Genomic DNA, 20,550 nt, shown 5'->3' on the forward strand with positions numbered 1-20,550 from the left:
CCTCACCGCCACCGCCGGCACGCTGCTCACCCGGGTGCTGGACGTCAAGCGGTCGCAGGGCACGCCGGTGGTGGTGCTGGAGTCCGGCATCAACCACCTGGGCGGGATGTCCGGCCTGCGCCGGCTGCCGCCGCTGGTGCCGACGCTGCACGCGGCCGACGGCCGCGACGGCGAGCCGCTGCGCACCGCGATCCTGGCCGGGCCGCTGTGCACCCCGCTGGACACCTGGGCCCGCGCCGCGACCCTGCCCGACGTCCGGCCGGGCGACGTGCTCGCGGTGCCGAACGTCGGCGCGTACGGGCTCTCGGCCAGCCTGCTGGCCTTCCTCGGTCACCCGGCGCCGGTCGAGGTGGTCTGCGACGGCGACCGGATCGTCGGGACGACCCGGCTGACGCTGACCCGGCTCCCGGCCGACGTGCCGGCCGCCGACGACGAACCACGAGAAGAAAGGTGACGTCATGAACGCCGAATTCACCGAGTTGCTCCGGCCGTTCCTCAAGTTCGCCGGCCCGGACGAGATCACCGAGGAGGCCCGGCTGCGCGACCTCGGCCTCGACTCGATGCGCGAGATCGAACTGCTCTTCGCCATCGAGGACACGTTCGGGGTCGCGGTGCCCGACGACAAGCTCGTCGACTCCACGTTCGCCACCGCCGGCGGGCTGTGGGGCGTGGTCGAGGAACTGCGCGCGCCGGTCGGTGGTGGTACCCGATGACCGCCGGGTACGCCCCGGCCGTCGAGACCGTGGCCGACGTGGCGGCGGAGCACGCCCGCCGGGCCGACGAGACCGCCGGGTTCCCCTCCGAGGCGCTGGCCGCGATGCGGCGTACCGGGCTGCTGGGGCTGCTCGTCCCGGCCGACGAGGGCGGCGGCGGTGGCACGCTGTCCGACCTGGTCGACGTGACGCTGGCGCTGGGCCGGGTGGACATGTCGGTGGCGATGGTCTTCGCCATGCACTGCCAGCAGGTCGCGGCGATCACCTCGTACGGCGGGGAGAAGCTACGCGCCGAGGTGCTGCCGGCGGTGGCCCGGGGCGAGTGCTACCTCGGCTCGGTCACCACCGAGGCCGGCAAGGGCGGGCATCTGCTGACCGCCGAGTCGGCCCTGACCCACGACGGCGAGATGCTGCGCGTCGACCGGGCCGCCCCGATCGTGACCGGCGGCCCGTACGCGGACGCGTTCCTCATCACCACGCAGGCGCCGGACGCCGGCTCGGCGGCCCGGGTGGACCTGGTCTACGCCGCCCGCGACCAGTTGGAGATCGAGGTGACCGGCGGGTGGCGGCCGCTGGGCATGCGGGCCACCCACAGCGTGCCGATGCGGTTGCGGGGCGCGGTGCCGCAGTGGCAGGTCGTCGGCGAGCACGGCGGCTTCCGGGAGATCGCCACCACGGTCTTCGCGCCGCTGGCGCACGTCGGCTGGGCCGCGGCCTGGCTCGGCGCGGCGGCCGGGGCGTACGGGCGGGTGCTGCGGCACGCGCGCAGCGAGGCGGGACGGCGGCAGTTCGCCCCCTCCTCGGAGCTGGTGCTGCTGCGGCTGGCCGGGATCCGGACCCGGCTGGACGCGGCGCACGCGTTGCTGCGGCACACCGTGTCGGTGGTCGACGACGCGCCGGACATGTCGGCCGCGCCGGTGCAGTTGCTGCTCAACACGCTGAAGATCCGCGCCGCGGAGGAGTCGTTCGCCGCCGCGGACGAGCTGGTCGAGCTGGTCGGCCTGCGACACGGCTACCTGACCGACTCGCCGCTGGCGCTGGAGCGCACCTTCCGGGACCTGCGTTCGGCGTCGCTGAACTACGCCAACGACCGGCTGCGGCTGGCGAACGGGGCGCTGTCGCTGCGCGACCCGGGGGTGCGTCTTGCCTGAGTCGACACCGGCACCCACCGCGACTCCGGCCGCCGCGCCGGCCGGGCGTCACGCCGGGGCCGCCGCGGCGCTGGCCGGCACGGACCGTGCGGGAGACCGCGCCGGGATCCGCGCGGCGCTGGCCGGCGTGGACCCCGCCGACCCGCGCGCCGTGTGGCGTGCCCTGGGCGTCGCCGGGATCACCGCCGGTCTCTACCCGGACGGCGCGCAGCCGCACCCGGGCCGGCTGGCGGCGCTGCTCACCGAGCTGGACGCCCGCTGCCCGCTCGGCGTGACCCTGTCGGTCTGCGTGCAGGTCGCCACCGTGGCGCCGCTGCTGGCCGGCACCGAGGGGCCGGCGGAACGGGCGCGGCGCGGGATGCTGCGCGGCGAGACCGTGGTGGCGCTGGCCGTCACCGACGCCGCCGGCTCCGGCTCGGACCTGCTCGACGCCACCACCCGGGTGAAGTTCGGCGCGGGCACGGCCACCCTGGACGGCGGCAAGGACTGGATCACGAACGCGACGAGCTGTGACGCCGCGCTGGTGCTGGCCCGGCACCGCGAGTCGCGGCACTTCACCAGCTTCTGCTGGCTGCTGGTGCCGGCCGCCGCGCCGGGCGTCAGCACCGAATCCGCCGGGCGGGCGTTCGCCGGCGCCGGCGTGGGCCACCTGCGCTTCGCCGGGGTCGCGCTGGACGGCGACGCCGTGGTGGGCCGACCCGGCCGGGCACTGGCCGCCTTCGCCCGGCAGGCCGGCGTCGAACGGCTCGCCGGCGCGCTCTGGGCCCGGGCGATGTGCCACCGGCTGCTGGCCGGGCTGCTCGACTGGCTGCGGCGGCGACCGGCCGCCGAGGGCACGCTGTGGGACCGTCCGGCGATCCGCGAACGGTACGCCCGTTGCCTGGTGGCGGTGCGCCAACTCGACGCGCTGTGCGCGTCGTCGCTGGCGTCGCCGCACGCCGTGCCGGCCGCGGCCACCGGCATGGTGCTCAAGGTCGCCGCCGCCGAGACCGTCGACCGGGTCACCACCGAGGCGGTACGCCTGCGCGGCGCGGACGCGTTCCGCGACGGCGGCGAGTCGCAGGTGCGCGCCGAGGCGGCCATGTTCGGCATCGCCGGGGGCGCCACCGGCGCGATGCTCGCCGGCATCGCCGACCACGCCGACGAGCTGGTCGGCGACGTGAGCTGACCGCACCGACAGCACCGGAAGGGAGCAACGCCGTGAGTCTCTACCAGTGGTTCCAGCACAGCGTGACGCGCGTGCCCGAGGCGGTCGCGCTGGAGGTCGACGGGGAGTCGGTCACCTACCGCCGGCTGCGCGACCTCGCCGACGGCCTCGCCGGGCGGATCCACGCCGAGGTCGGCCGGCGGCCCCGCGCGGTCGGCCTACTGGCCGCGCGCAGCCTGCCCGCGTACGCCGGTTACCTGGCCGCGCTGCGGGCCGGCGCGGTCGTGGTGCCGCTCAACCCGGCCTTCCCGCCGGCCCGCAACGCCCGGCTGTGCCGCGACGCCGGGGTGGACGCCCTGGTGCTCGACGCCGCCGGCGCGACGGTCGCGGCCGAGGTCGCCGGCGACGCCGCCACGCTACGGCTGGACGGTCCGCCGGTCGAGCCGCCGCCGGTGCCCCGGGCGGGGCCGGACGACGTGGCGTACCTGCTGTTCACGTCCGGGTCGACCGGGCGGCCGAAGGGCGTGCCGATCCGGCACGGCAACGTCGACGCCTACCTCGCGCACTGCCGCGACCGTTACCGGGTCGCTCCGGGCGACCGGCTGTCGCAGACCTTCGACCTGACCTTCGATCCGTCGGTGTTCGACATGTTCGTGGCCTGGGGCGGCGGCGCCACGCTGGTGGTGCCGCAGCCGGACGAGGTGCTGACGCCGGTGCGGTTCGTCAACGAGCGACGGATCACGCACTGGTTCTCGGTGCCGTCGGTGGTGTCGCTGGCCCGCCGGATGCGGATGCTCTCCCCCGGCGCCATGCCGGGCCTGCGGCACAGCCTCTTCGCCGGTGAGCAGCTCACCTCGGACCAGGCGCGGGCCTGGGCGGCGGCCGCCCCGGGCAGCGTGGTGGAGAACCTGTACGGGCCCACCGAGCTGACCGTGACCTGCACCGCCCACCGGGTGCCGGCGGACCCGGCGCGGTGGCCGGCGACGTCGAACGGCACGGTGCCGATCGGCGACGTGCACGCCGACCTGGACGCGATCCTGCGCGCCGAGGACGGCAGCACCGACGGCGACGACGGTGAGCTGTGCGTCCGGGGGCCGCAGTGCTTCGCCGGCTACCTGGACCCGGCAGACGACGAGAGCCGGTTCGTCACCCACGCCGGGCGGCGCTACTACCGCACCGGCGACCGGGTCCGCCGCGAGCACGGCACGCTCGTGCACCACGGCCGCCTCGACGACCAGGTGAAGCTGCGCGGCTACCGGATCGAGCTGGGCGAGATCGAGATGGTGCTGCGCGGCCACCCCGGTGTGCAGGACGCGGTGGTGCTGGCGTTGGGCACCGGCGACGACGTCGCCCTCCAGGCGGTCTACACCGGCGTCGCCGGGATCGCCGCCGAGCTGACCGGCCGCTGCGCGGACCGGCTGCCCGGCTACATGGTGCCGGCCCGGATCCACCACGTCGCCGCGCTGCCCACCAACGGCAACGGCAAGACCGACCGACGCCGGACCGCCGCCCTGGTCGGCGACCCGGGCGGGACGAGAGGAGCACGATGATGACCCCGACCGGCAACGCGGACGAGCAGGAGAGGGCGTTCCGTTCGGTGGCCGGGCGCTTCGCCACCGGGGTGGCGGTGGCGACGGCGGTCGGACCCGACGGACCGCTCGGCATGACGGTCAACTCGTTCACCACCGTGTCGTTGTCTCCCCGGATGCTGCTGGTCTGCCTGCGACGGGACTGCCGGCTGCTCGGCGCGGTCCGCCGCACCGGCCGGTTCGCGGTCACCGTGCTCGCCGACGACCAGCACGGGGACGCCGCCTGGTTCGCCAGCCGGGGCCGGCCGACCGGCGCGGCGGGCTTCGCCGGCGTCGCGTACGACGCGGAGCGGGAGACCGGCTGCCCGCGGCTGACCGACGGGGTGGCGTTCTTCGGGTGCGAGGCGGTGTCGGCGGAGCCGGCCGGTGACCACGCCGTGCTGATGGGGACCGTCCGTTCCGCCGGCCTGCTCCGGTCGACGCCGCCGCTGCTGTTCCTGGACGGCCACTACGCGCGGGTCGCCGACCTGCGGGAGGCGGGGGTGGCGCGATGAGCATCGGTGCCGCTCCCGGCGACCTGCGCCACCTGAGCCTGCGCGCGGCGCGGGCCGGGGCCGACGCCATCCGGCAGGCGCGCGAGCGGGGCTTCCGGACCATCCACAAGGGCGGCGCGGCGCAGGACCCGGTGACCACCGCCGACCACGCCAGCGAACGCGCGATCCTCGACCTGCTCACCCGCGACCGGCCGCAGGACGCCGTGCTGGCCGAGGAGTCCGGGTTGAGCGTTGGCTGTTCCGGCCTGCGCTGGATCGTCGACCCGCTCGACGGCACGCTGAACTTCAGTCACGGCGCGAGCCGCTACGCGGTCAGCATCGCCGTGGCGACGGGCTGCGACGTGGGCGACGGCGACGGGCGGGTGGTCGCGGCCACCATCCTGCAACCGGCCACCGGCGCCTGCCTGGTGCTCGACGGCGACGGCGCGCACGACGGCGACGCCCCGGTCGCGGTCAACCGGGAGGCGACGCCGGGGCACGCCCTGGTGGCGTTCGCGGTGCCCAACGCGCCGGACCCGCGGCGACGGTCGTATCGAGCGCTCGTCGACGTCGCGCCGCGCGTGGCCGACCTGCGCAACTCGGGCTCCACCGTGTGCGACCTCGCCGCCGTGGCAAGCGGGGAGCTGGACGCGTTCGTCAGCTTCGACCCGGCGCCGTGGGACGTCGCGGCCGGCACCGCGCTGGTCGAGGCCGGCGGCGGGGTAAGCCGCCGGTGGCGGCGCGACGGGCAGACCGTCTTCGCCACCGGGGCGCCGGCCGTGGTGGCGGCGCTGGCCGACTGGCTGGGCCCGGACCGTACCGAGGAGAGGGGAACCGACGATGACCAGGAACGATGAATTCCGGCTGGCGCTGGTGGGGGCGGGTCGGATGGGCCGCCACCACCTGCGGGCGCTGGCGGGCAACCGGGCGGTCCGGATCAGCCACGTGGTCGATCCGGTGCCGGCGGCGCGGGCGGCGGTCGAAGCCGCCGGGCTGCCGGCGTACCCGAGCGTGGAGGACCTGCTCGCCGACGCCGTGCCGGACGGTCTGCTGGTGACCGCGCCCACCGGCCGGCACGGGGCGCTGGTGGCGACCGCCGCGAAGGCGGGGCTGCCGGTGCTGTGCGAGAAGCCGGCCGGGCTGGACGCGGCCGGGGCCGCCGAGGCGGGTCGGGTGGCCGAGGCCGCCGGCATCGCGTTCCAGGTCGCCTACTGGCGACGGTACGTGCCCGCGCTGCGCCGGTTGCGCGACCGGATCGCCGGCGGCGCGTTCGGCGAGGTGCTGTTCGTGGCCGCGTCGCAGTGGGACGGCGAACCGCCGGCGGCGGCGTTCCGCACCGGCAGCGGCGGGATCTTCGTGGACATGGGGGTGCACGAGTTCGACCAGATCCGATGGCTGACCGGGCAGGAGGTCACCCGGGTCGCCGCGCAGGCGGCCGGGCCCGTCACCGACCCGGCGGTACGCGGCCGGGACGTGGACAGCGCGCAGGCGTTGCTCGGCCTCTCCGGCGGCGGCACCGCGCTGGTCTCGCTCGGCCGCCACCATCCGGGCGGGGACATGGCGACGGTCGAGGTCTTCGGCACCCGGGACCATGAGCGGCTGACCTTCCTCGACCCGGCCGACGGGGACGCCGCCATGCACGCGGCGCTGGCCCGCCAGGCCGAGGACTTCGCCGGGCTGGTCCGCGCGGGGCGCTCCGACGGGGCTCGGGTGGCGGACGCGGTCGCCGTGCTCGACGCCGCGCATCGGGCGACGACCCAGCTCACCGTGGGTCACGACATACACCCCGATCAGTGAGTCCTTGCGCCATCTGGGAGCCGGGTTCGCTGCCGGCCCCGGGTGGGAATTGCATCGGTCACCGCACTGTGGACGGTACCGCCGAGCGAGGGACCACATCCATGCAGTTCAGTGTGCTCGGTCCGTTGGCCCTGACCGTGGGCGACCGCGTGGTCGCCCTGACCGGCACCAAACCGCGTCTGCTGCTCGCGGTGCTGCTGCTCAGCCCCGGACGCACGGTCGCCACCTCCCGGTTGATCGACGCGCTCTGGCCCGACGCGCCGCCCGCGTCGGCCGTGCACAACCTGCGGACGTACGTGCACCGGCTGCGGCAGGTGCTGGCGCGCGGCGGCGACTCGGCCGACCGGCTGGTCCACGACGGCACCGGCTACCACCTGCGGGTCGACGAGCACGAACTGGACCTGCTCCGGTTCGAGCGGCTCGCCGACGACGCGCGCCGGGTCGCCCGGGAGGACCGGCCGGAGGCCGCGGCCGAGCTGTTCGACCGGGCGGTCGAGCTGTGGCGCGGTCGGCCGCTGGAGGACCTGCCCGACCTCGGCGCCGAACTGGGCGCGACCGTCACCGCGCTGCGGGAGCAGCACCGGGGGATGACCACCGAGCTGACCGAGCTGCGCCTGCGGCTGGGCCAGCCGGCCCGGGTCATCCCCTCGCTGCGCCGGATGGTGGCCGAGGAGCCGCTGGACGAGCGGTGGCAGGCGCAGCTCGTGACCGCGCTGACGTTGGCGGGGCGCGTCGGCGAGGCGCTGGCCGCGTACCAGCAGGCCCGGCGCGGCATCGTCGACGAACTCGGCGTCGATCCGGGGCCCGCCCTCCAGGGCGCCCTGCACGCGGCGCTCGACGCCGACTCGGCGCAGGCCCATGCGCCGGCGGGCCGGCCGGGCGTGGCCACCGGCGTGGCTCCCCCGGCGCCGCCGGCCGGCCGGCAGGCGCTGCCGATGAAACCACCGGCCCTGGTCGGCCGGGACACCACGACCAGCCAGCTCCGGGCCATCGCCGAGGGGGTCGCCGAATCCACCGGGGCCGACGAACACGCCGCGGTCGTGCTCGTCTCCGGCGCGCCGGGCGTCGGCAAGTCCTCCTTCTCGGTGTCCAGCGGCTACGACCTGGCCGACCTCTTCCCCGACGGGCAGCTCTTCGTCAGCTTCGACAGCGGGGACGCCGCGCCACGCCGCAGCGGCGAGCTGATCCGGGAGCTGCTGGTCGAGCTGGGCGTGCCGCTGACCGACGTGTCCGAGGACATCCGGGAGCGGGCCGCCGTGCTCCGTTGCGCACTCGCCGGCCGGCGGCTGCTGCTCATCATCGACGACGTCGACTGCGCGCAGCAGGTGCGCCCGCTGCTGCCGGGGGCGGGCCGCAGCCTGGTGCTGGTCAACAGCCGGCAGCGCCTGCTGGACCTGGACGTCGACTGGCGGCTGACGCTCGGCGCGCTGGACCGGGCCGACGCGGTGGAGCTGCTGGCCACGATCGCCGGTGAACGCCGGGTCCGCGAGCAGCCGGAGGTGTTCGGTCGGATCGCCGCCGCCTGCGACCGCCTGCCGCTGGCCCTGCGGATCGTCGGCAGCCGGCTGGTCACCCAGCCGGACGTCGCCCTGTCCGGCTTCACCGACCAGCTGGAGGTCGAGGAGAACCGGCTCGCGGAGCTGGTCGTCGGCGACATCTCGGTGCGGGACAGCTTCTCGGTCAGCTACCGGGCGCTGGACGTCGACGCCCGACGCGCGCTACGGGCGCTGGCCACCGCCGACGCGCTGATCACCGCGTCCAGCGCGGTGGAGATCCTGCACCTGCCCCGGCAACAGGCCAACCTCATGGTCGAGCATCTCGTCCAGCACAACCTGCTGCTGCCGGTCGAGTCGGACGGACCCGGGCAGCGCTTCCACCTGCCGGCGCTGCTGCGGATCTTCGCCCGGGAGTGCCGGGCCCCGGGTTAGGCCGGGGCCCGGCGCCCGTGCTACTTGAGGAAGCGGTCCAACGCCGCCTCGATCGTGCCGCTGTCCGGCGCGGCGTACGACTTCATCGTCGTCCTGTTGTAGGAGATGAAGCTCGGGCAGCGGGCGGCCGGCGCGGTCACCGTGCCGCCGTCGCCGATCTTCTCGGCGGTCTTCGCGGCGTGGAACGTCAGCGTGTACCGCGAGGAGATGTAGTCGACCGTGACCGCCTTGCCGTCACTGGCCTTGTAGTCACACTTCTTCGGCGTACCCTCGCTGCCCTCGACCATCTTCAGGCAGCCGACCACGGAGGCGGTGGCGAAGTCGGCCGACTTCGCGTAGTACGGCTTGGCCGAGCTGAAGGACTTCTGCGACCAGTAGTTCGGCCGGTCCGGCGCGTTGGAGAAGACGTACGCCTTCGCGCCCGACGGCCCGCTGTACGGCGCGGCATTGAGGATCGCGCCTCCCTCGCAGACCGCGGAGAACTCGCTGGCGTAGCGGGCGGTCAGCGAGTCGTTGTTGGAGGGCTGCTCGGGCCCGGTCGACTCCGGCGCGGACCCGGTCGGGCCCGGCGTCGAGGTGCCGTCCGGCCCGGGGGTCGGGGTGCCCGAGGCCACCGGCGTCGGGTCGTCGTCGTCCCCGCCGAACGCGACGTAGGCCAACCCGCCGCCGCAGCAGAGCAGCGTGAGCGTCACCGCACCGGCGGCGAGGCCCACGATCAGCCCCTTCTTGGACTTGGTCGGCGGCGGCACCGGCGCGAACGGCGCCGGCTGCCCGGGATAGCCGGGCGCACCGGGCGGGCCCGGGTACGGGGCCNAGAGGCCGGCTGCGCGCCGTAGGGGGCGCCGGAAGCCGGCTGCGCGCCGTACGGGGCGCCCGAGGCGGGCTGCGTCCCGTAGGGCGCGCCGGAAGCCGGGGGCGTGCCGTACGGCGAATTCGGGTCGGGCTGGTTGCCCCACGCTCCGGCGTTCGGGTCCGGATAGCCTCCGTAGGGAGGGTGATTGTCACTCATCTGAGGTTCTTCCACCTGTCGTCCGTGGTTCCGGCGATCAACCAACCCGCAGCGTAGTGACGGCTGCAAAATTGTGAATCGCCGAAAGCCGATCTCTCCTCACCAGCGGTGCCGGGGTCGTTCCGGTGCGTGCCCGGGTGGCTCGCGCGGCCGTCCGGCAACCGGCCGTCACCGGGCCGGAACCGTTGCGCGACAAGGGATTCCCCGTTCGTCGCGCGGGGTTCAACGTGACGGAAAATGTGACGTACGCAACACCTTCGGGAGGTCCCGGCGTCCCGCTCAGCGCGACGCCGGCACCGCGTCCCGGGCCAGGGCGAGCGCGCCGAACAGCGCCGCGTCGTCGGCGAAGCGGGACCGCACCACGTCGGGCGGGTGCGGGAGCGCCTCGGTCAACCGGTCGACCAGCATCCGCCGGATCAACGCGCTGCGCGTCACGCCACCGACCAGCACGATCCGTTGCGGGTCGAGCAGCAGGCAGCACGTCGCCAGCGCCCGGGCCGCCTCGTCGACCCGGGCGGCCAGCGCGTCCCGGGCCACGCCCGGCCGTTCCGCCTCGGCGGTGAGGCCGGCGGCCCCGCCCGGCACGCCGAGGTCGGCGGCGAGCCGGTCCAGTGCCCGGCCGGAGAAGTCCAGCTCCAGCATCGTTCCCGGCCAGGGGCTGCCGGCCACCGCGTACCCGATCTCGCCGGCCGCGCCCCGATGCCCGGGCAGGACCGCGCCGCCAACCGTCACGGCCGCCGCGATCCCGGTGCCGATCCCCACCACGAGCCCCGGGTCGACACCGCGCAGCGCGCCTTGGCGCAGCTCGGCGAGCGCGGCGGCGTTCAGGTCGTTGTCCACCGCGACCCGGGGCACGTCCAACGCGTCCCGGACCGCGTCGGCCAGGCGCAGCCGCTCCCAGCCGGGCACGTTGGGCGCCAGGTCGATGCCGTCGGGCCGGACCACGCCGGGCGAGGCGACCCCGGCCGCGGCGAGCGGACCGCCGACCTCGCCGACCAGGTCGCCGGCCAGGTCGAGCGCCCGGGCCAGCGCCTGCGGGGCGCCCCGGTCGGCGAGGGTGGGCACCCGGCGGTGGGCCAGCAGCCGCCCGTCGGCGTCGGACACCCCGACCGCCATCTTGGTGCCGCCGAAGTCGATGCCGAGCAGCAGTCCCGCGCCCCGGGTGCCGGCGGCGGGCGGCCCGGACAGCCGCACGCTCACCGGTCCCCCAGCTCGGCGGCCACGGTGTCCAGCGCCTCGTCCGCGCCGCGCAGCAGGTCGCGCACCGCGGCCAGCCGCTCCGCCACCGGGTCGAGGGCGGCGCGCAGCACGCCCACCTGGGCGCGGACCGCCGCGGCGCCCGGCCCGTCGGCCTGGGCCCGCTGGAGCACCAGCTCCGGCCGGACGGCGGCGGCGATCAGGTCGGCCACCGCCGCGTCGTCCAGCGCCCCGGTGGTTTCCGCGGCGGCGGCGCGTACGCCCTCGGGCGTCCAGGTGTCCGGCCCGCCGGCCCGCACCAGCCGGCCGACCAGGGAGTGCGCGGCCCGGAACGGCACCCCGTGCCGGGTCAGCGCGTCCGCGGCGGCGGTGGTGGTGGCACCGGAGGCGACGATCTCCGCCCGGCTCGGCGGGTTCAGCGGCGCGATCTCGGCGAGGAAGCCTCCGACCAGCGTGAAGAAGCGTTCCGCCCGGTCGTTGCTCTCCCAGAGCCGCACCTGCACGTCCGTGGTGGCGTTGTTGGAGTCCTCCCACCACGCGGCGCCCACGTTGTTGAGCACCGAGGCGGCGTCCGCCGCGGCCTGCCCGGCGTACGAGACCAGGTGTTCCAGCACCACCGGGTTGCGCTTCTGCGGCATGATGCTGCTGCCCTGGGTGAAGTCGCCCGGCGTGGTCACCCACTGCCAGCTCAGCCAGTCCATCAGCGTGCGGGCCAGCCGGGCGCCGGTGGCCAGCGCCCGCGCGTTGAGCGTGCCCACCCGGACCAGGTGGTCGGCGCCGGCCACCGCCTCGTAGGAGTTGGTGACCAGCCCGGCGAAGCCGAGCAGCTCGGCCACCCGGGCCGGGGCGATGTCCAGGTCGGTGCCGGCGAACGCGCAGGAGCCCAGCGGCGAGACGTTGAGCTGGTCGATCACGTCGGCGTAGGCGGCGGCCTGGTTCGCCAGCGCCTCGGCGTAGCCGGCCAGCGCGTGCCCGATCGTGGTGGGCTGGGCCGGCCGGCGGTGGGTGTAGCCGGTGATCACCACGTCGGCGTACCGGTCGGCCTGGTCCAGCGCGACGCGGCCGGTGTCCAGCACCCGCTGGAGCACGTCGACGAGCTGGTCGCGCAGCAGCATCCGGAACACGCCGGCGTCCAGGTCGTTACGGCTGCGGGCGAGCTGCACGTCCAACTCGGAGGTGGGGATGCCGCACGCCGCCGCGAGCCGCTTCTCCAGCAGGTAGTAGGTGTCCTCGAAGCTGCCGTCGTACGCCGGCGGCGCGGTGGTGTCGGCGCGCAGCTCGGCCAGCCCGCGCAGCAGCCGGGCGCCCCGCTCGGCGGGGATCAGCCCCTGCTCGGTCAGCATCACCACATGCGCCTGGCTGGCGCGCACCATGGCCGGGTAGAGGTGCCCGACGTGGTGGTCGTACGTCGGGGCGAGGTGGTGGCGCTGGTAGGTGGTCAGCGTGCTCATCGGATTTCCTTCCGGTCGACGGTCAGGCCGAGCAGCCGCTCGGCGTTCCCGGCGAAGATCGCGCGCAGGTGGTCCTCGGGCAGGCCCAGCTCGTGGCAGACGCGGAGCTGGTCGTCGAGGTAGCGGGTGACGTAGCCGCGCGGGAACCAGGACGAGTCGCTGCCGTAGACGATGCGGTGCGGGCCGATCGTCTCGTAGGCGCGGCGGAACAGGTCCTCCAGCGTGAGCCGGTACGGCATCCAGCGCACCCACTGGTTCGAGCCGGACGTGTCGATGTGGATGTTGGGGCAGCCCCAGGCGGCGAAGAACAACTCCTGGACGTGCTGGACGCCGAAGTGCGGCACCACCACGGCCAGCTCGGGGAACCGGCGGGCCATCCGGACCAGCTCGTCCGGCCCGCCGTANGCGCTGCCGTAGTGCCCGATGTGGATCAGCACGGGCACGCCGAGGCGCTGGGCGGTGGCCCAGAGCGGGTCGAGGTCGTCGTGGTCGAGCGGGCCGCGCAGCAGCGGCGCGAACAGCTTCAACCCGCGCAGCCCGCGCCCGGTGACCGCCCGGTCCAGCTCGGCGGCCGCGTCCGGCGAGTACGGGTCGTGGTGGGCGAGGCCGAGCAGCAGGTCCGGGTGCCGGTCGACCACGTCGGCGAGCGCGTCGTTGCCGCCGCCGGTGACGAAGACGGCCCGGCGCACCCGCACCGCGCGCAGCTCGTCGGCCCACCGGTCCGCCTCGTCCTGCCAGCGCTGCGCCGGTGGCTCCGGGTCGGGGAAGCTCCAGGCCCGCCGCCACTGTCGGGCGTACGGCGCGGACCCGGCCGCCCGCACCTCGCGCTCGTGTGCGCCGCCCGGGTGCATCCCGGCGGCCTCCTCGCAGGCGTGGACCGTCTCGTCGGCGCCGATGCGGAAGTGCAGGTGGAAGTCGACGACGTCCAGTCCCCGGTCGACGGTCACGCGTCCTCCCCGGGCAGCGGGTCGGCGGCGGACGGACCCGGCAGCGGGTCGGCGGTGGGCGGGGCCGGCATCGGGGCGGCCACCCAGGCGGCGACGATCTCCCGCAGCCGCTCCCCGGCCGTGGCGCGCACGCTCCGCCCGGCCTCCTCGGTGGCTCGGGAGACGTGTCCGGACCAGCCCTGCCACGGGTCGGGCCGGGACTCGACGAGCACGTACGGGTGGGTCACCGGCAGCTTGGGGCGCGGGGGCAGGTCGGCGGCGGCGTCGAGGCGTACCGTCTCCGGCGCGAAGCCGAGCACGCCGGACGTCTCGTACGCGCCGCCGTGACCGCGGGCGATCACGTCGCCGTACAGCTCGGTGGTCTCCGCCGGGGTGACCAGCTGGAACCAGTTGACCAGCAGCAGGCTTGCGGTGCGCCGCCCGGAGACCCACTCCATCGCGGCCCGGACGGTGGACATGTTGGCGTCGTGCCCGTTGACCACCAGCAGCCGGGGGAAGCCGGCGGCGACGATGCCCTCGATCACGTCGGCCAGGTAGCCGACCGCGATCTCCGGTCGGATCGCCACCGTGCCGGGCCAGGGTCGGGTCTGCCCGGGGCAGGCCGCGTACGCCACCGGCGGGAACAGCACGCCGCGCGGGCCGGGACCGGGCGCGGCGCTCTCGGCGGCGAAGCCCTCGGCCAGGATCAGGTCGGCGCCGAGCGGCAGGTGCGGGCCGTGCCACTCGACCGCGCCGACCGGCAGTACCGCGAAGTCCGCCGCCGCGACCACGGCGGCCAGTTCGCCGCCGGGGATCCCGGCGGCGGGCAGCAGCCCGCCGCCGTCCGGCCAAGGGTTGGTCACGCCGTCCACTTGACCGCCTCCTTCGCCGCCCGGCCGCCGCTCTGGAGCCGACCGGAGAGCACCATCACCACGAAGATCAACACCACCTGGAGCATTCCGTACGCGGCGGCGGTGCCGACCTCGAACGAGTACATCCGGTTGTTGATCTCCACCGAGATCGGCGCGGTCTCCGACGTGTAGATCAGCACCGAGGCGACGAACTCGCCGACGCCGTTGACGAACGCGAGCAGCGCGCCGGCCAGCACACCCGGCAGCATCAGCCGCAACGTGACCGTGCCGAACGCCCGCCACCAGGACGCGCCGAGGTTGCGGGCGGCCTCCTCCAGCGACGGGTCGAGCTGCGCCAGCGTGGCCGAGCTGGACCGGAACACCAGTGGCAGGAACCGCACGAAGTAGGCCAGCGGCATGATCCAGAAGGTGCCGATCAGCACCTGGCCGAAGCTGAACGCGTTGCCGGTGCTGAACGCCGAGATCAGGTTGATCGCGACCACCGTGCCGGGCAGCGCCCAGGCCAGCATGACCGCCACGTCGAGCAGGCCCCGCCCGCGGAAGCTCAGCCGGCGCACCGCGTACGCGATGAGCACGCCGACCACGACGCAGCCGACGGTGGCGAGCAGGCTCATCTGGAGCGAGTTGAGGATCGGCCGGTACGCCCCCTCGTCGGTAAAGATGGTGACGAAGTTCTGCGTGGTGTAGCCGGACGGGATCACCTCGGTGGTCCAGGTGCCGTCCTCGGAGAACGCCACCAGCGCGATGGTCGCCACCGGGGCGAGCAGCACCACCACCGCGAGCAGCGAGGCGAGCAGCGCCAGCCAGCGGCCGAGCGGGTTGGTGACCTCCCGGCGGTGGCTCGCGGTGCCCTTCGACTGGGAGCGGTAGCTGCGCCGCCCCTCGTACCAGCGCATACCGAGCAGGAACAGCACCGACACCACCGCGAGCACCGACGCGTAGGTCGAGGCCATCGGCAGGTCACCGTTGGTGCGGTTGATGTAGATCTGCATGGTCATCGTCCGGTCCACCCCGAACAGCAGCGGAGCGGTGTACGACGCCAGCGACGTCATGAAGACCAGCAGCGACGCGGAGACCAGCGCCGGGGTGAGCATCGGCAGCAGCACCGTGCGCCACACCCGCACCCGACCGGCGCCCAGGTTGTAGGCCGCCTCCTCCACCGAGGGGTCCATGCCCTGAAGCGCGGCGGACGTGGCCAGGTAGAAGAACGGGTACATGGTGAACGTGTGCACCACCAGCACACCGGCGATGCCGCTGAACGGCAGCACCGGGTTCTCCGTGCCGAAGAGCTGTTGCAGCGCCCGCGGCAGGATGCCGGTCTCGCTGTAGAGGAGCTGGAACGAGATCGCCCCGATCAGCGGCGGCAGCGCCGCCGGCACCAGGATGATCGCCTCGATCAGCCGGCGCCCGGGGAACGAGAACCGCTTGAGCAGGAACGCCATCGCCACGCCGACGACACCGCACAGGAACACGCTCGCGGCGGAGATCATCAGCGAGGTGAGCAGCGCGGAGCGGGCCACCCCGTCACCGGTGAGGAAGCTGGCCCAGTTGTCCGGCCCGTCCACCCCGACGCTCTCGCCGAAGGTGGCGAGCATCGGCTGCACCACGTAGCCGAAGAGGACCAGTGCCAGCGGGAACACCAGAACGTACGGGAACCAGCGTGAGTTGGCGCCGACCGTGGGGCGGCGGAAACGCCGGCCGCCCGGGGGCGTCGGGTCCTCGGTGATCGGCGGTACGGTGGCCGCGCTCGGCGTGGCGGGGATGGTACTCAAGAGTTCACCACCCACATCCGCTCCGGCGGCAGGCGCAGGCCGACCTGGTCGCCGACGGCCAGCCCGGCCGGCACGTCGATCGCGGCCACCTGGACCGGTTCGCCGGCCACGTCGATGAGCAGGTTGGTGGCCATGCCGGTGAACTCCAGCTCGGTCACCCGCCCGGTGAGCGCGCCCTCGTCGGTGGCCGGGCCGAGCGTGATGTGCTCGGGGCGTACCGACACCAGGGCGGTGGCGCCCTCGCGGAGCCCGTGCTCGGCGGGCGCGGCCACCGGGACCTCCCGGCCGCCGGGCAGCGCCACGGTCACGGTCTCCGGGCCGGCGGACACCACCGGCAGGTCGAGCACGTTGCTACGGCCGATGAACCGGGCCACGAACGCGGTCGCGGGGCGGTGGTAGATCTCCTGCGGCGTACCCACCTGCCGGACCCGGCCGGACTCCATCACCGCGATCCGGTCGGACATGGCCATCGCCTCGGCCTGGTCGTGGGTGACGTAGAGCGCGGTGGTGCCGGAGTCCTGCTGGATCCGGCGGATCTCCACCCGGGTCTCCTCGCGCAGCTTGGCGTCGAGATTCGACAGCGGCTCGTCGAGCAGCAGCGTGCGCGGCCGGATGACCAGGGCGCGGGCCAGCGCGACACGTTGCTGCTGGCCGCCGGAGAGCTGCTCGATCCGCCGGTCGCCGTACCCGGACAGGTGGACCTGCCCGAGCGCCTCGTCGATGCGGCGCTTGGCCTCGGCCCGGCCGACCTTGCGGATCTTCAGGCCGTACGCCACGTTCTGGGCGACGCTGAGGTGCGGGAACAGCGCGTAGTTCTGGAAGACCATGCCGGTGTCGCGCTTGTTCGGCGGCCGGTTGGTGACGTCCTCGGCACCGAAGCGGATCCGGCCCGAGCTGGGGAAGTAGAAGCCGGCCACCATGCGCAGGGTGGTGGTCTTGCCGCAGCCGCTCGGGCCGAGCAGGGTGAAGAACTCCCCCGCGCCGATGCGGAGGTCGACGTCGTCGACCGCCGCGGTGTCGCCGGCACGCGGGAAGCGCTTGCTCACCGACTCCAGCGTGACATCGATCATGATGCCTCTCCTTGCGTCCGGTAACCGGGTCCGACCGGTGACGGGTGGGCGGTGCCTGGAGGTGACGACGGGACGCCGGGCGCGCGGGTGCGCCCGGCGTCCCGGCCGGTCAGCCCTTGTTCTTGATCTGGCTGTTCCAGTGGTTGATCCACTCGGTCTCGTTCTTGCCGATCACGTCCCAGTCGACGTCCAGCGGCTTGAGGTCGAGCTGCGCCAGCCACTCCGGCTTGTCCGCGATGTCGATGGCCGGGATCTGGAAGTAGTCCTTCGCCAGCTCGGCGCGGAGCGAGTCGTCGAAGAGGAACTCCAGGAACTTCTGCCCGCCCTCGCTGTTGCCGCCCTTGACCTGGGCCAGGCCGTCGACCAGCACCGGGGCGCCGGAGGCCGGCATCACGTAGTCGAACGGCATGTTCGCCTGGTTGGCCTGGAGCAGGATGTCCTGGAGGTTCCAGGCGCTCAGCGTGCCCTGCTGACGGGAGAGCTTCAGGTAGAGGTCGGTCGGGTTGGCCGCGTACGCGCCGGTGTTGGCGTCGAGCTTCTTCAGCCAGTCGTAGCCGGGCTGCGGGTTGCTGCCGTCGGGCGACTGCCGCACGATCATCGAGGCGTAGATCGACCGCATGGTGCCGGACGCCGCCACGTCCCGGATGATGATCTTGTCCTTGAACTCCGGCTTCAGCAGGTCGTCCCAGTCCTTCGGGGCCTGCTCCGGGGTGAGCGCCTTGTTGTTGTACATGATGACCTCGGGCAGCAGGATCTCGCCGAACCACCGGCCCTGCGGGTCCTTGTACTTCTCGTCCATCTTGTCGGCGAACGACGGCTTGAAGCTCGCCAGCAGGTCCTCGGACGCGCCCGAGGCGAGGCCCTGCTGGGTGCCGCCCCACCAGACGTCGGCCTGCGGGTTGGCCTTCTCGGCCCGGACCCGCTCCAGGATCTCCTGGGCGCCCAGGTTGAGCACCTCGACCTTGCCCTTGTACTCGGGGTACTTGGCGGTGAACTTGTCGACGACGAAGGTGGTCACCTTCTTGTCGCGGGCCGTGTAGATGGTGAGCTTCTCGGCCTCGCCGGAGCCGGAGCCGGAGTCACCGGAACCGCCGCCGCAGGCGGTGCCGGCGGCGAGGACGGTGGCGAGCGCACCGGCGAGCAGGAGTCGACGTCTCATGGGGTACCTCCGAGGGGTGTTGAGGGGGATGCGGCGATCAGGGAGCGGGTAACAGAGTGGACAATCCGGACGCGGCGGCCGAGAGCGCGAAGCTGATCGCGCCGTGCAGCACCGCCTGGTCGCCGAGGACCGCGCGGCGGACCTCGGTCGGGCTGGGCGCGCCGAGGGACACCAGCGCCTGGAGCCGCGCCACGGCGGCGTCGTCGAGGTCGGCCGCCGCGCCACTGAGCAGCACCCGACCGGGGTCGACCACGCAGGCGCAGGAGACGACGAGCCGGGCCCAGGCGACGAGCACCTCGGCCAGGTAGGCGTCGGCCCGCTCGTCGGCGGCGGCCAGCTCCACCAGCGCCCGCACCGGCGCGGCCGGCCGGCGTCCCGGCGCGAGCGCCACCACCCGCTCGGCGATGGCGCTCTCGGACCAGCGGGCCTCGAACGGCCCGACCCCGTCGTGCCCCTGGTCGGCCGGGTCGAGCGGCAGGAAGCCGACCTCGCCGGCCGCGCCCCCGGCGCCCCGGCGGACCTGCCCGTCGAGCACCAGGCCGGCGCCGATGCCGTCGCCGACGTGCAGCAGGAGCAGGTCGGCCACGTCCGCCCCGGCGCCGGCGGCGTGCTCACCGGCGGCCATCAGGTTCACGTCGTTGTCGACCACGACCGGCACACCGAGCCGCCGCTGCACCGACTCCCCCACCGGCTGCGCCTGCACCAGCCCGACCGACGGGGCGAGCCGGACCGCGCCGCCGGTGGAGACACCGGGCGCGGCGATGGCCACCCCGCGCAGCGCCGGCAGCCCGTCACCGGCCAACTCGGGTACGGCCGCGCAGATGAGGTCCACGATGTCGCCGGTACGCCGCACCGTGCGGTGGGCGATCACCGCGCCGTCGCTGTCGGCGATCTCGCAACTGATCCGCGCCGGTTCCAGCGCGACGGCGGCGACCAGTTCGGCGCGGGGGTTGAACTCCAGGATGGCGCGGGGACGGCCGGCCCGGGACGCGCCGGGGCCGCGCTCGATCAGGTAGCCCTCGGCAACCAGGTCCCGCACCAGCGGAGTGAGCGTGGCGGGGCTCAGCCCGGTCAACTCGGTCAGCTCGGCACGGGACAGCACCCGGGCGGAGCGGGCCGCGGAGATCACGCTGCTGCGCTTGATCTCCTTCGACCGCTCCCGGCTCACCGGGCTCGTCGGTGGGGTCACCACGTCAGTCACAGTTCCTTTCTACGGCGAACGAACTATTAGGTCAAGTAACGATCTGATCTCGTGGACCCGACTCCGACGCACCTGAGCTGGCCTTACGGCAACCCGTCGGGCGACCGGATCCGCTGGCGCTTCGACTCAGCCATCGCTGCCGACCCGCCGTTAGTTCGGTCCACGAAAAAAGGTGCCCGACGCATCGACCCCCGGGCACCTCGACATTGTGGACGGTCGGCGGCACCGGCCGGCGGCCGCCTGCGCGCGTCGGCGCCGACCCCGCCTCCGGCCACCCCGTTTTTGGGTGCACCTGATGTCGCCCTGGCAACAACAGCCGCACCCAAACCCAGCACCGCCCACCGGTTGCCGCCCTCCGGCGCGGCGGAAACCGGCGGGCAGCGTCCAAGAGTTGACCGACTCCACTGCGCCGATATGGCGATATCCCCCACGCCCTGATCCCGCCACTTCGGCGAAATGGAGTCACCGAGGCCGGGATCTCCCACCCACCGCAAGGACCCGCTCCGCCTTCCTCGACGGGCCAGCGAAGCACCTACCCCAAGAAAATATGACCCTCAGGCATAATTATGCCCGAGAGTCATATCGCTTGCGCTGCCGACGCCGCCCCCGCCCTCCCAGCAGCGAGATCCACACCGGTTCGTCGAAGCGGTGCCTTCCCGACGGGGCGATGCCGCCATTTCACCGACGTGGCGACGCACCCGCTCATCCATCCCACCCGTCGAGAGCCCCTCGAACACCGGGCCGCCCACCTGGTCGACACCGCCGGAACCCATCTCGCCACCGGCGGCCTCGCCGCCGCCGGGCGAGCGCTCGTCGACACCGACCGGATCGCGCCCGCCGAGGTCCGCTGCCGGCCCGCCGCGCGTACCCTGCTCGCCGACGTCGCCCGGCGCGACCCGGCGGCGGCCGACGTCGCCCGGATCGCGGCGCTCGTCGGCCTGATCCGCCGAGCGCCGTCGCGCGACGGTGACTGAGCGTGTACGGAGTTCCGGAACCGTCCGATGTCATTGACTCCGGTCGCTGCGACGCGGTTACGTGGCGGTAGCACCCCCTACCCCACCACCCCACGGCACGCGCGCCGTCCCGGCGCGCGTG

At 74.3% G+C, this 20,550-nt stretch carries 18 protein-coding genes and 1 pseudogene; 10 read left to right on the forward strand and 9 right to left on the reverse strand.

From position 1 onward, the window contains the following. From B1205_RS30840 to B1205_RS03905, 9 genes and pseudogenes are all read left to right on the forward strand, one after another. Positions 1-454 (forward strand): annotated as a pseudogene (locus B1205_RS30840) (type III PLP-dependent enzyme); the annotation flags it as partial. Between the two features lie 4 nt (positions 455-458). Next, entirely contained in the window at positions 459-713 is a 255-nt protein-coding gene (locus tag B1205_RS03870; RefSeq protein ID WP_089154317.1) for a phosphopantetheine-binding protein, read from the forward strand. Next, a complete protein-coding gene (locus B1205_RS03875) occupies positions 710-1,864 on the forward strand; it encodes an acyl-CoA dehydrogenase family protein (protein WP_089154318.1) in 1,155 nt (384 codons plus the stop codon). Before B1205_RS03870 ends, B1205_RS03875 begins: the two co-directional genes overlap by 4 nt. Next, positions 1,857-3,032: an acyl-CoA dehydrogenase family protein gene (locus tag B1205_RS03880; protein ID WP_254909686.1), complete on the forward strand. Its 1,176-nt coding sequence runs from the start codon at positions 1,857-1,859 to the stop codon at positions 3,030-3,032. The genes B1205_RS03875 and B1205_RS03880 overlap by 8 nt, the downstream gene beginning before the upstream one ends. Before the next feature lie 32 nt (positions 3,033-3,064). Beyond that, positions 3,065-4,561, forward strand: coding sequence for an amino acid adenylation domain-containing protein (locus tag B1205_RS03885; protein ID WP_089154319.1), 1,497 nt, complete (start codon positions 3,065-3,067; stop codon positions 4,559-4,561). Continuing rightward, entirely contained in the window at positions 4,558-5,094 is a 537-nt protein-coding gene (locus tag B1205_RS03890) for a flavin reductase family protein (RefSeq protein ID WP_254909687.1), read from the forward strand. Before B1205_RS03885 ends, B1205_RS03890 begins: the two co-directional genes overlap by 4 nt. Then, positions 5,091-5,930: an inositol monophosphatase family protein gene (locus B1205_RS03895; protein ID WP_089154321.1), complete on the forward strand. Its 840-nt coding sequence runs from the start codon at positions 5,091-5,093 to the stop codon at positions 5,928-5,930. Before B1205_RS03890 ends, B1205_RS03895 begins: the two co-directional genes overlap by 4 nt. Beyond that, positions 5,914-6,870, forward strand: coding sequence for a Gfo/Idh/MocA family protein (locus B1205_RS03900; RefSeq protein WP_089154322.1), 957 nt, complete (start codon positions 5,914-5,916; stop codon positions 6,868-6,870). Before B1205_RS03895 ends, B1205_RS03900 begins: the two co-directional genes overlap by 17 nt. 101 nt (positions 6,871-6,971) lie before the next feature. Beyond that, on the forward strand, positions 6,972-8,798 hold the full coding sequence (locus B1205_RS03905; RefSeq protein WP_089154323.1) for an AfsR/SARP family transcriptional regulator: 1,827 nt from the start codon (positions 6,972-6,974) through the stop codon (positions 8,796-8,798). A 20-nt stretch (positions 8,799-8,818) separates the two neighbouring features. On the opposite strand, the gene B1205_RS03910 is transcribed toward B1205_RS03905, so the two are convergent. The 9 genes from B1205_RS03910 to B1205_RS03950 form a co-directional block, all read right to left on the reverse strand. Beyond that, the gene (locus B1205_RS03910; RefSeq protein WP_254909688.1) at positions 8,819-9,547 is read right to left on the reverse strand and encodes a hypothetical protein; all 729 of its coding nucleotides are present in this window, start codon (positions 9,545-9,547) and stop codon (positions 8,819-8,821) included. Positions 9,548-10,086: 539 nt separating this feature from the next. Further along, positions 10,087-11,007, reverse strand: a complete 921-nt coding sequence (locus tag B1205_RS03915) for an ROK family protein (protein ID WP_254909689.1) — start codon at positions 11,005-11,007, stop codon at positions 10,087-10,089. Continuing rightward, positions 11,004-12,455 (reverse strand): lyase family protein, encoded by a 1,452-nt coding sequence (locus B1205_RS32695; protein WP_089154324.1) that lies wholly within the window; start codon positions 12,453-12,455, stop codon positions 11,004-11,006. Before B1205_RS32695 ends, B1205_RS03915 begins: the two co-directional genes overlap by 4 nt. Next, positions 12,452-13,402: an amidohydrolase family protein gene (locus tag B1205_RS03925; protein WP_217809745.1), complete on the reverse strand. Its 951-nt coding sequence runs from the start codon at positions 13,400-13,402 to the stop codon at positions 12,452-12,454. The genes B1205_RS32695 and B1205_RS03925 overlap by 4 nt, the downstream gene beginning before the upstream one ends. After that, positions 13,399-14,244 (reverse strand): creatininase family protein, encoded by an 846-nt coding sequence (locus B1205_RS03930; protein WP_254909690.1) that lies wholly within the window; start codon positions 14,242-14,244, stop codon positions 13,399-13,401. The genes B1205_RS03925 and B1205_RS03930 overlap by 4 nt, the downstream gene beginning before the upstream one ends. Next, positions 14,241-16,025: an ABC transporter permease gene (locus tag B1205_RS03935; RefSeq protein ID WP_254909691.1), complete on the reverse strand. Its 1,785-nt coding sequence runs from the start codon at positions 16,023-16,025 to the stop codon at positions 14,241-14,243. Before B1205_RS03935 ends, B1205_RS03930 begins: the two co-directional genes overlap by 4 nt. Further along, positions 16,022-17,095 (reverse strand): ABC transporter ATP-binding protein, encoded by a 1,074-nt coding sequence (locus tag B1205_RS03940; protein ID WP_089154326.1) that lies wholly within the window; start codon positions 17,093-17,095, stop codon positions 16,022-16,024. The genes B1205_RS03935 and B1205_RS03940 overlap by 4 nt, the downstream gene beginning before the upstream one ends. Before the next feature lie 109 nt (positions 17,096-17,204). Next, positions 17,205-18,254: an extracellular solute-binding protein gene (locus tag B1205_RS03945; protein WP_089154327.1), complete on the reverse strand. Its 1,050-nt coding sequence runs from the start codon at positions 18,252-18,254 to the stop codon at positions 17,205-17,207. A 37-nt stretch (positions 18,255-18,291) separates the two neighbouring features. Continuing rightward, positions 18,292-19,455: an ROK family protein gene (locus B1205_RS03950; protein ID WP_089154328.1), complete on the reverse strand. Its 1,164-nt coding sequence runs from the start codon at positions 19,453-19,455 to the stop codon at positions 18,292-18,294. 686 nt (positions 19,456-20,141) lie between these two features. Here B1205_RS03950 and B1205_RS03955 point away from each other — a divergent pair. Then, on the forward strand, positions 20,142-20,429 hold the full coding sequence (locus tag B1205_RS03955) for a hypothetical protein (protein ID WP_089154329.1): 288 nt from the start codon (positions 20,142-20,144) through the stop codon (positions 20,427-20,429). Positions 20,430-20,550 lie beyond the last annotated feature (121 nt).

The sequence above is a fragment of the Micromonospora sp. NBS 11-29 genome, assembly GCF_002140155.1.
GTDB lineage: Bacteria > Actinomycetota > Actinomycetes > Mycobacteriales > Micromonosporaceae > Micromonospora.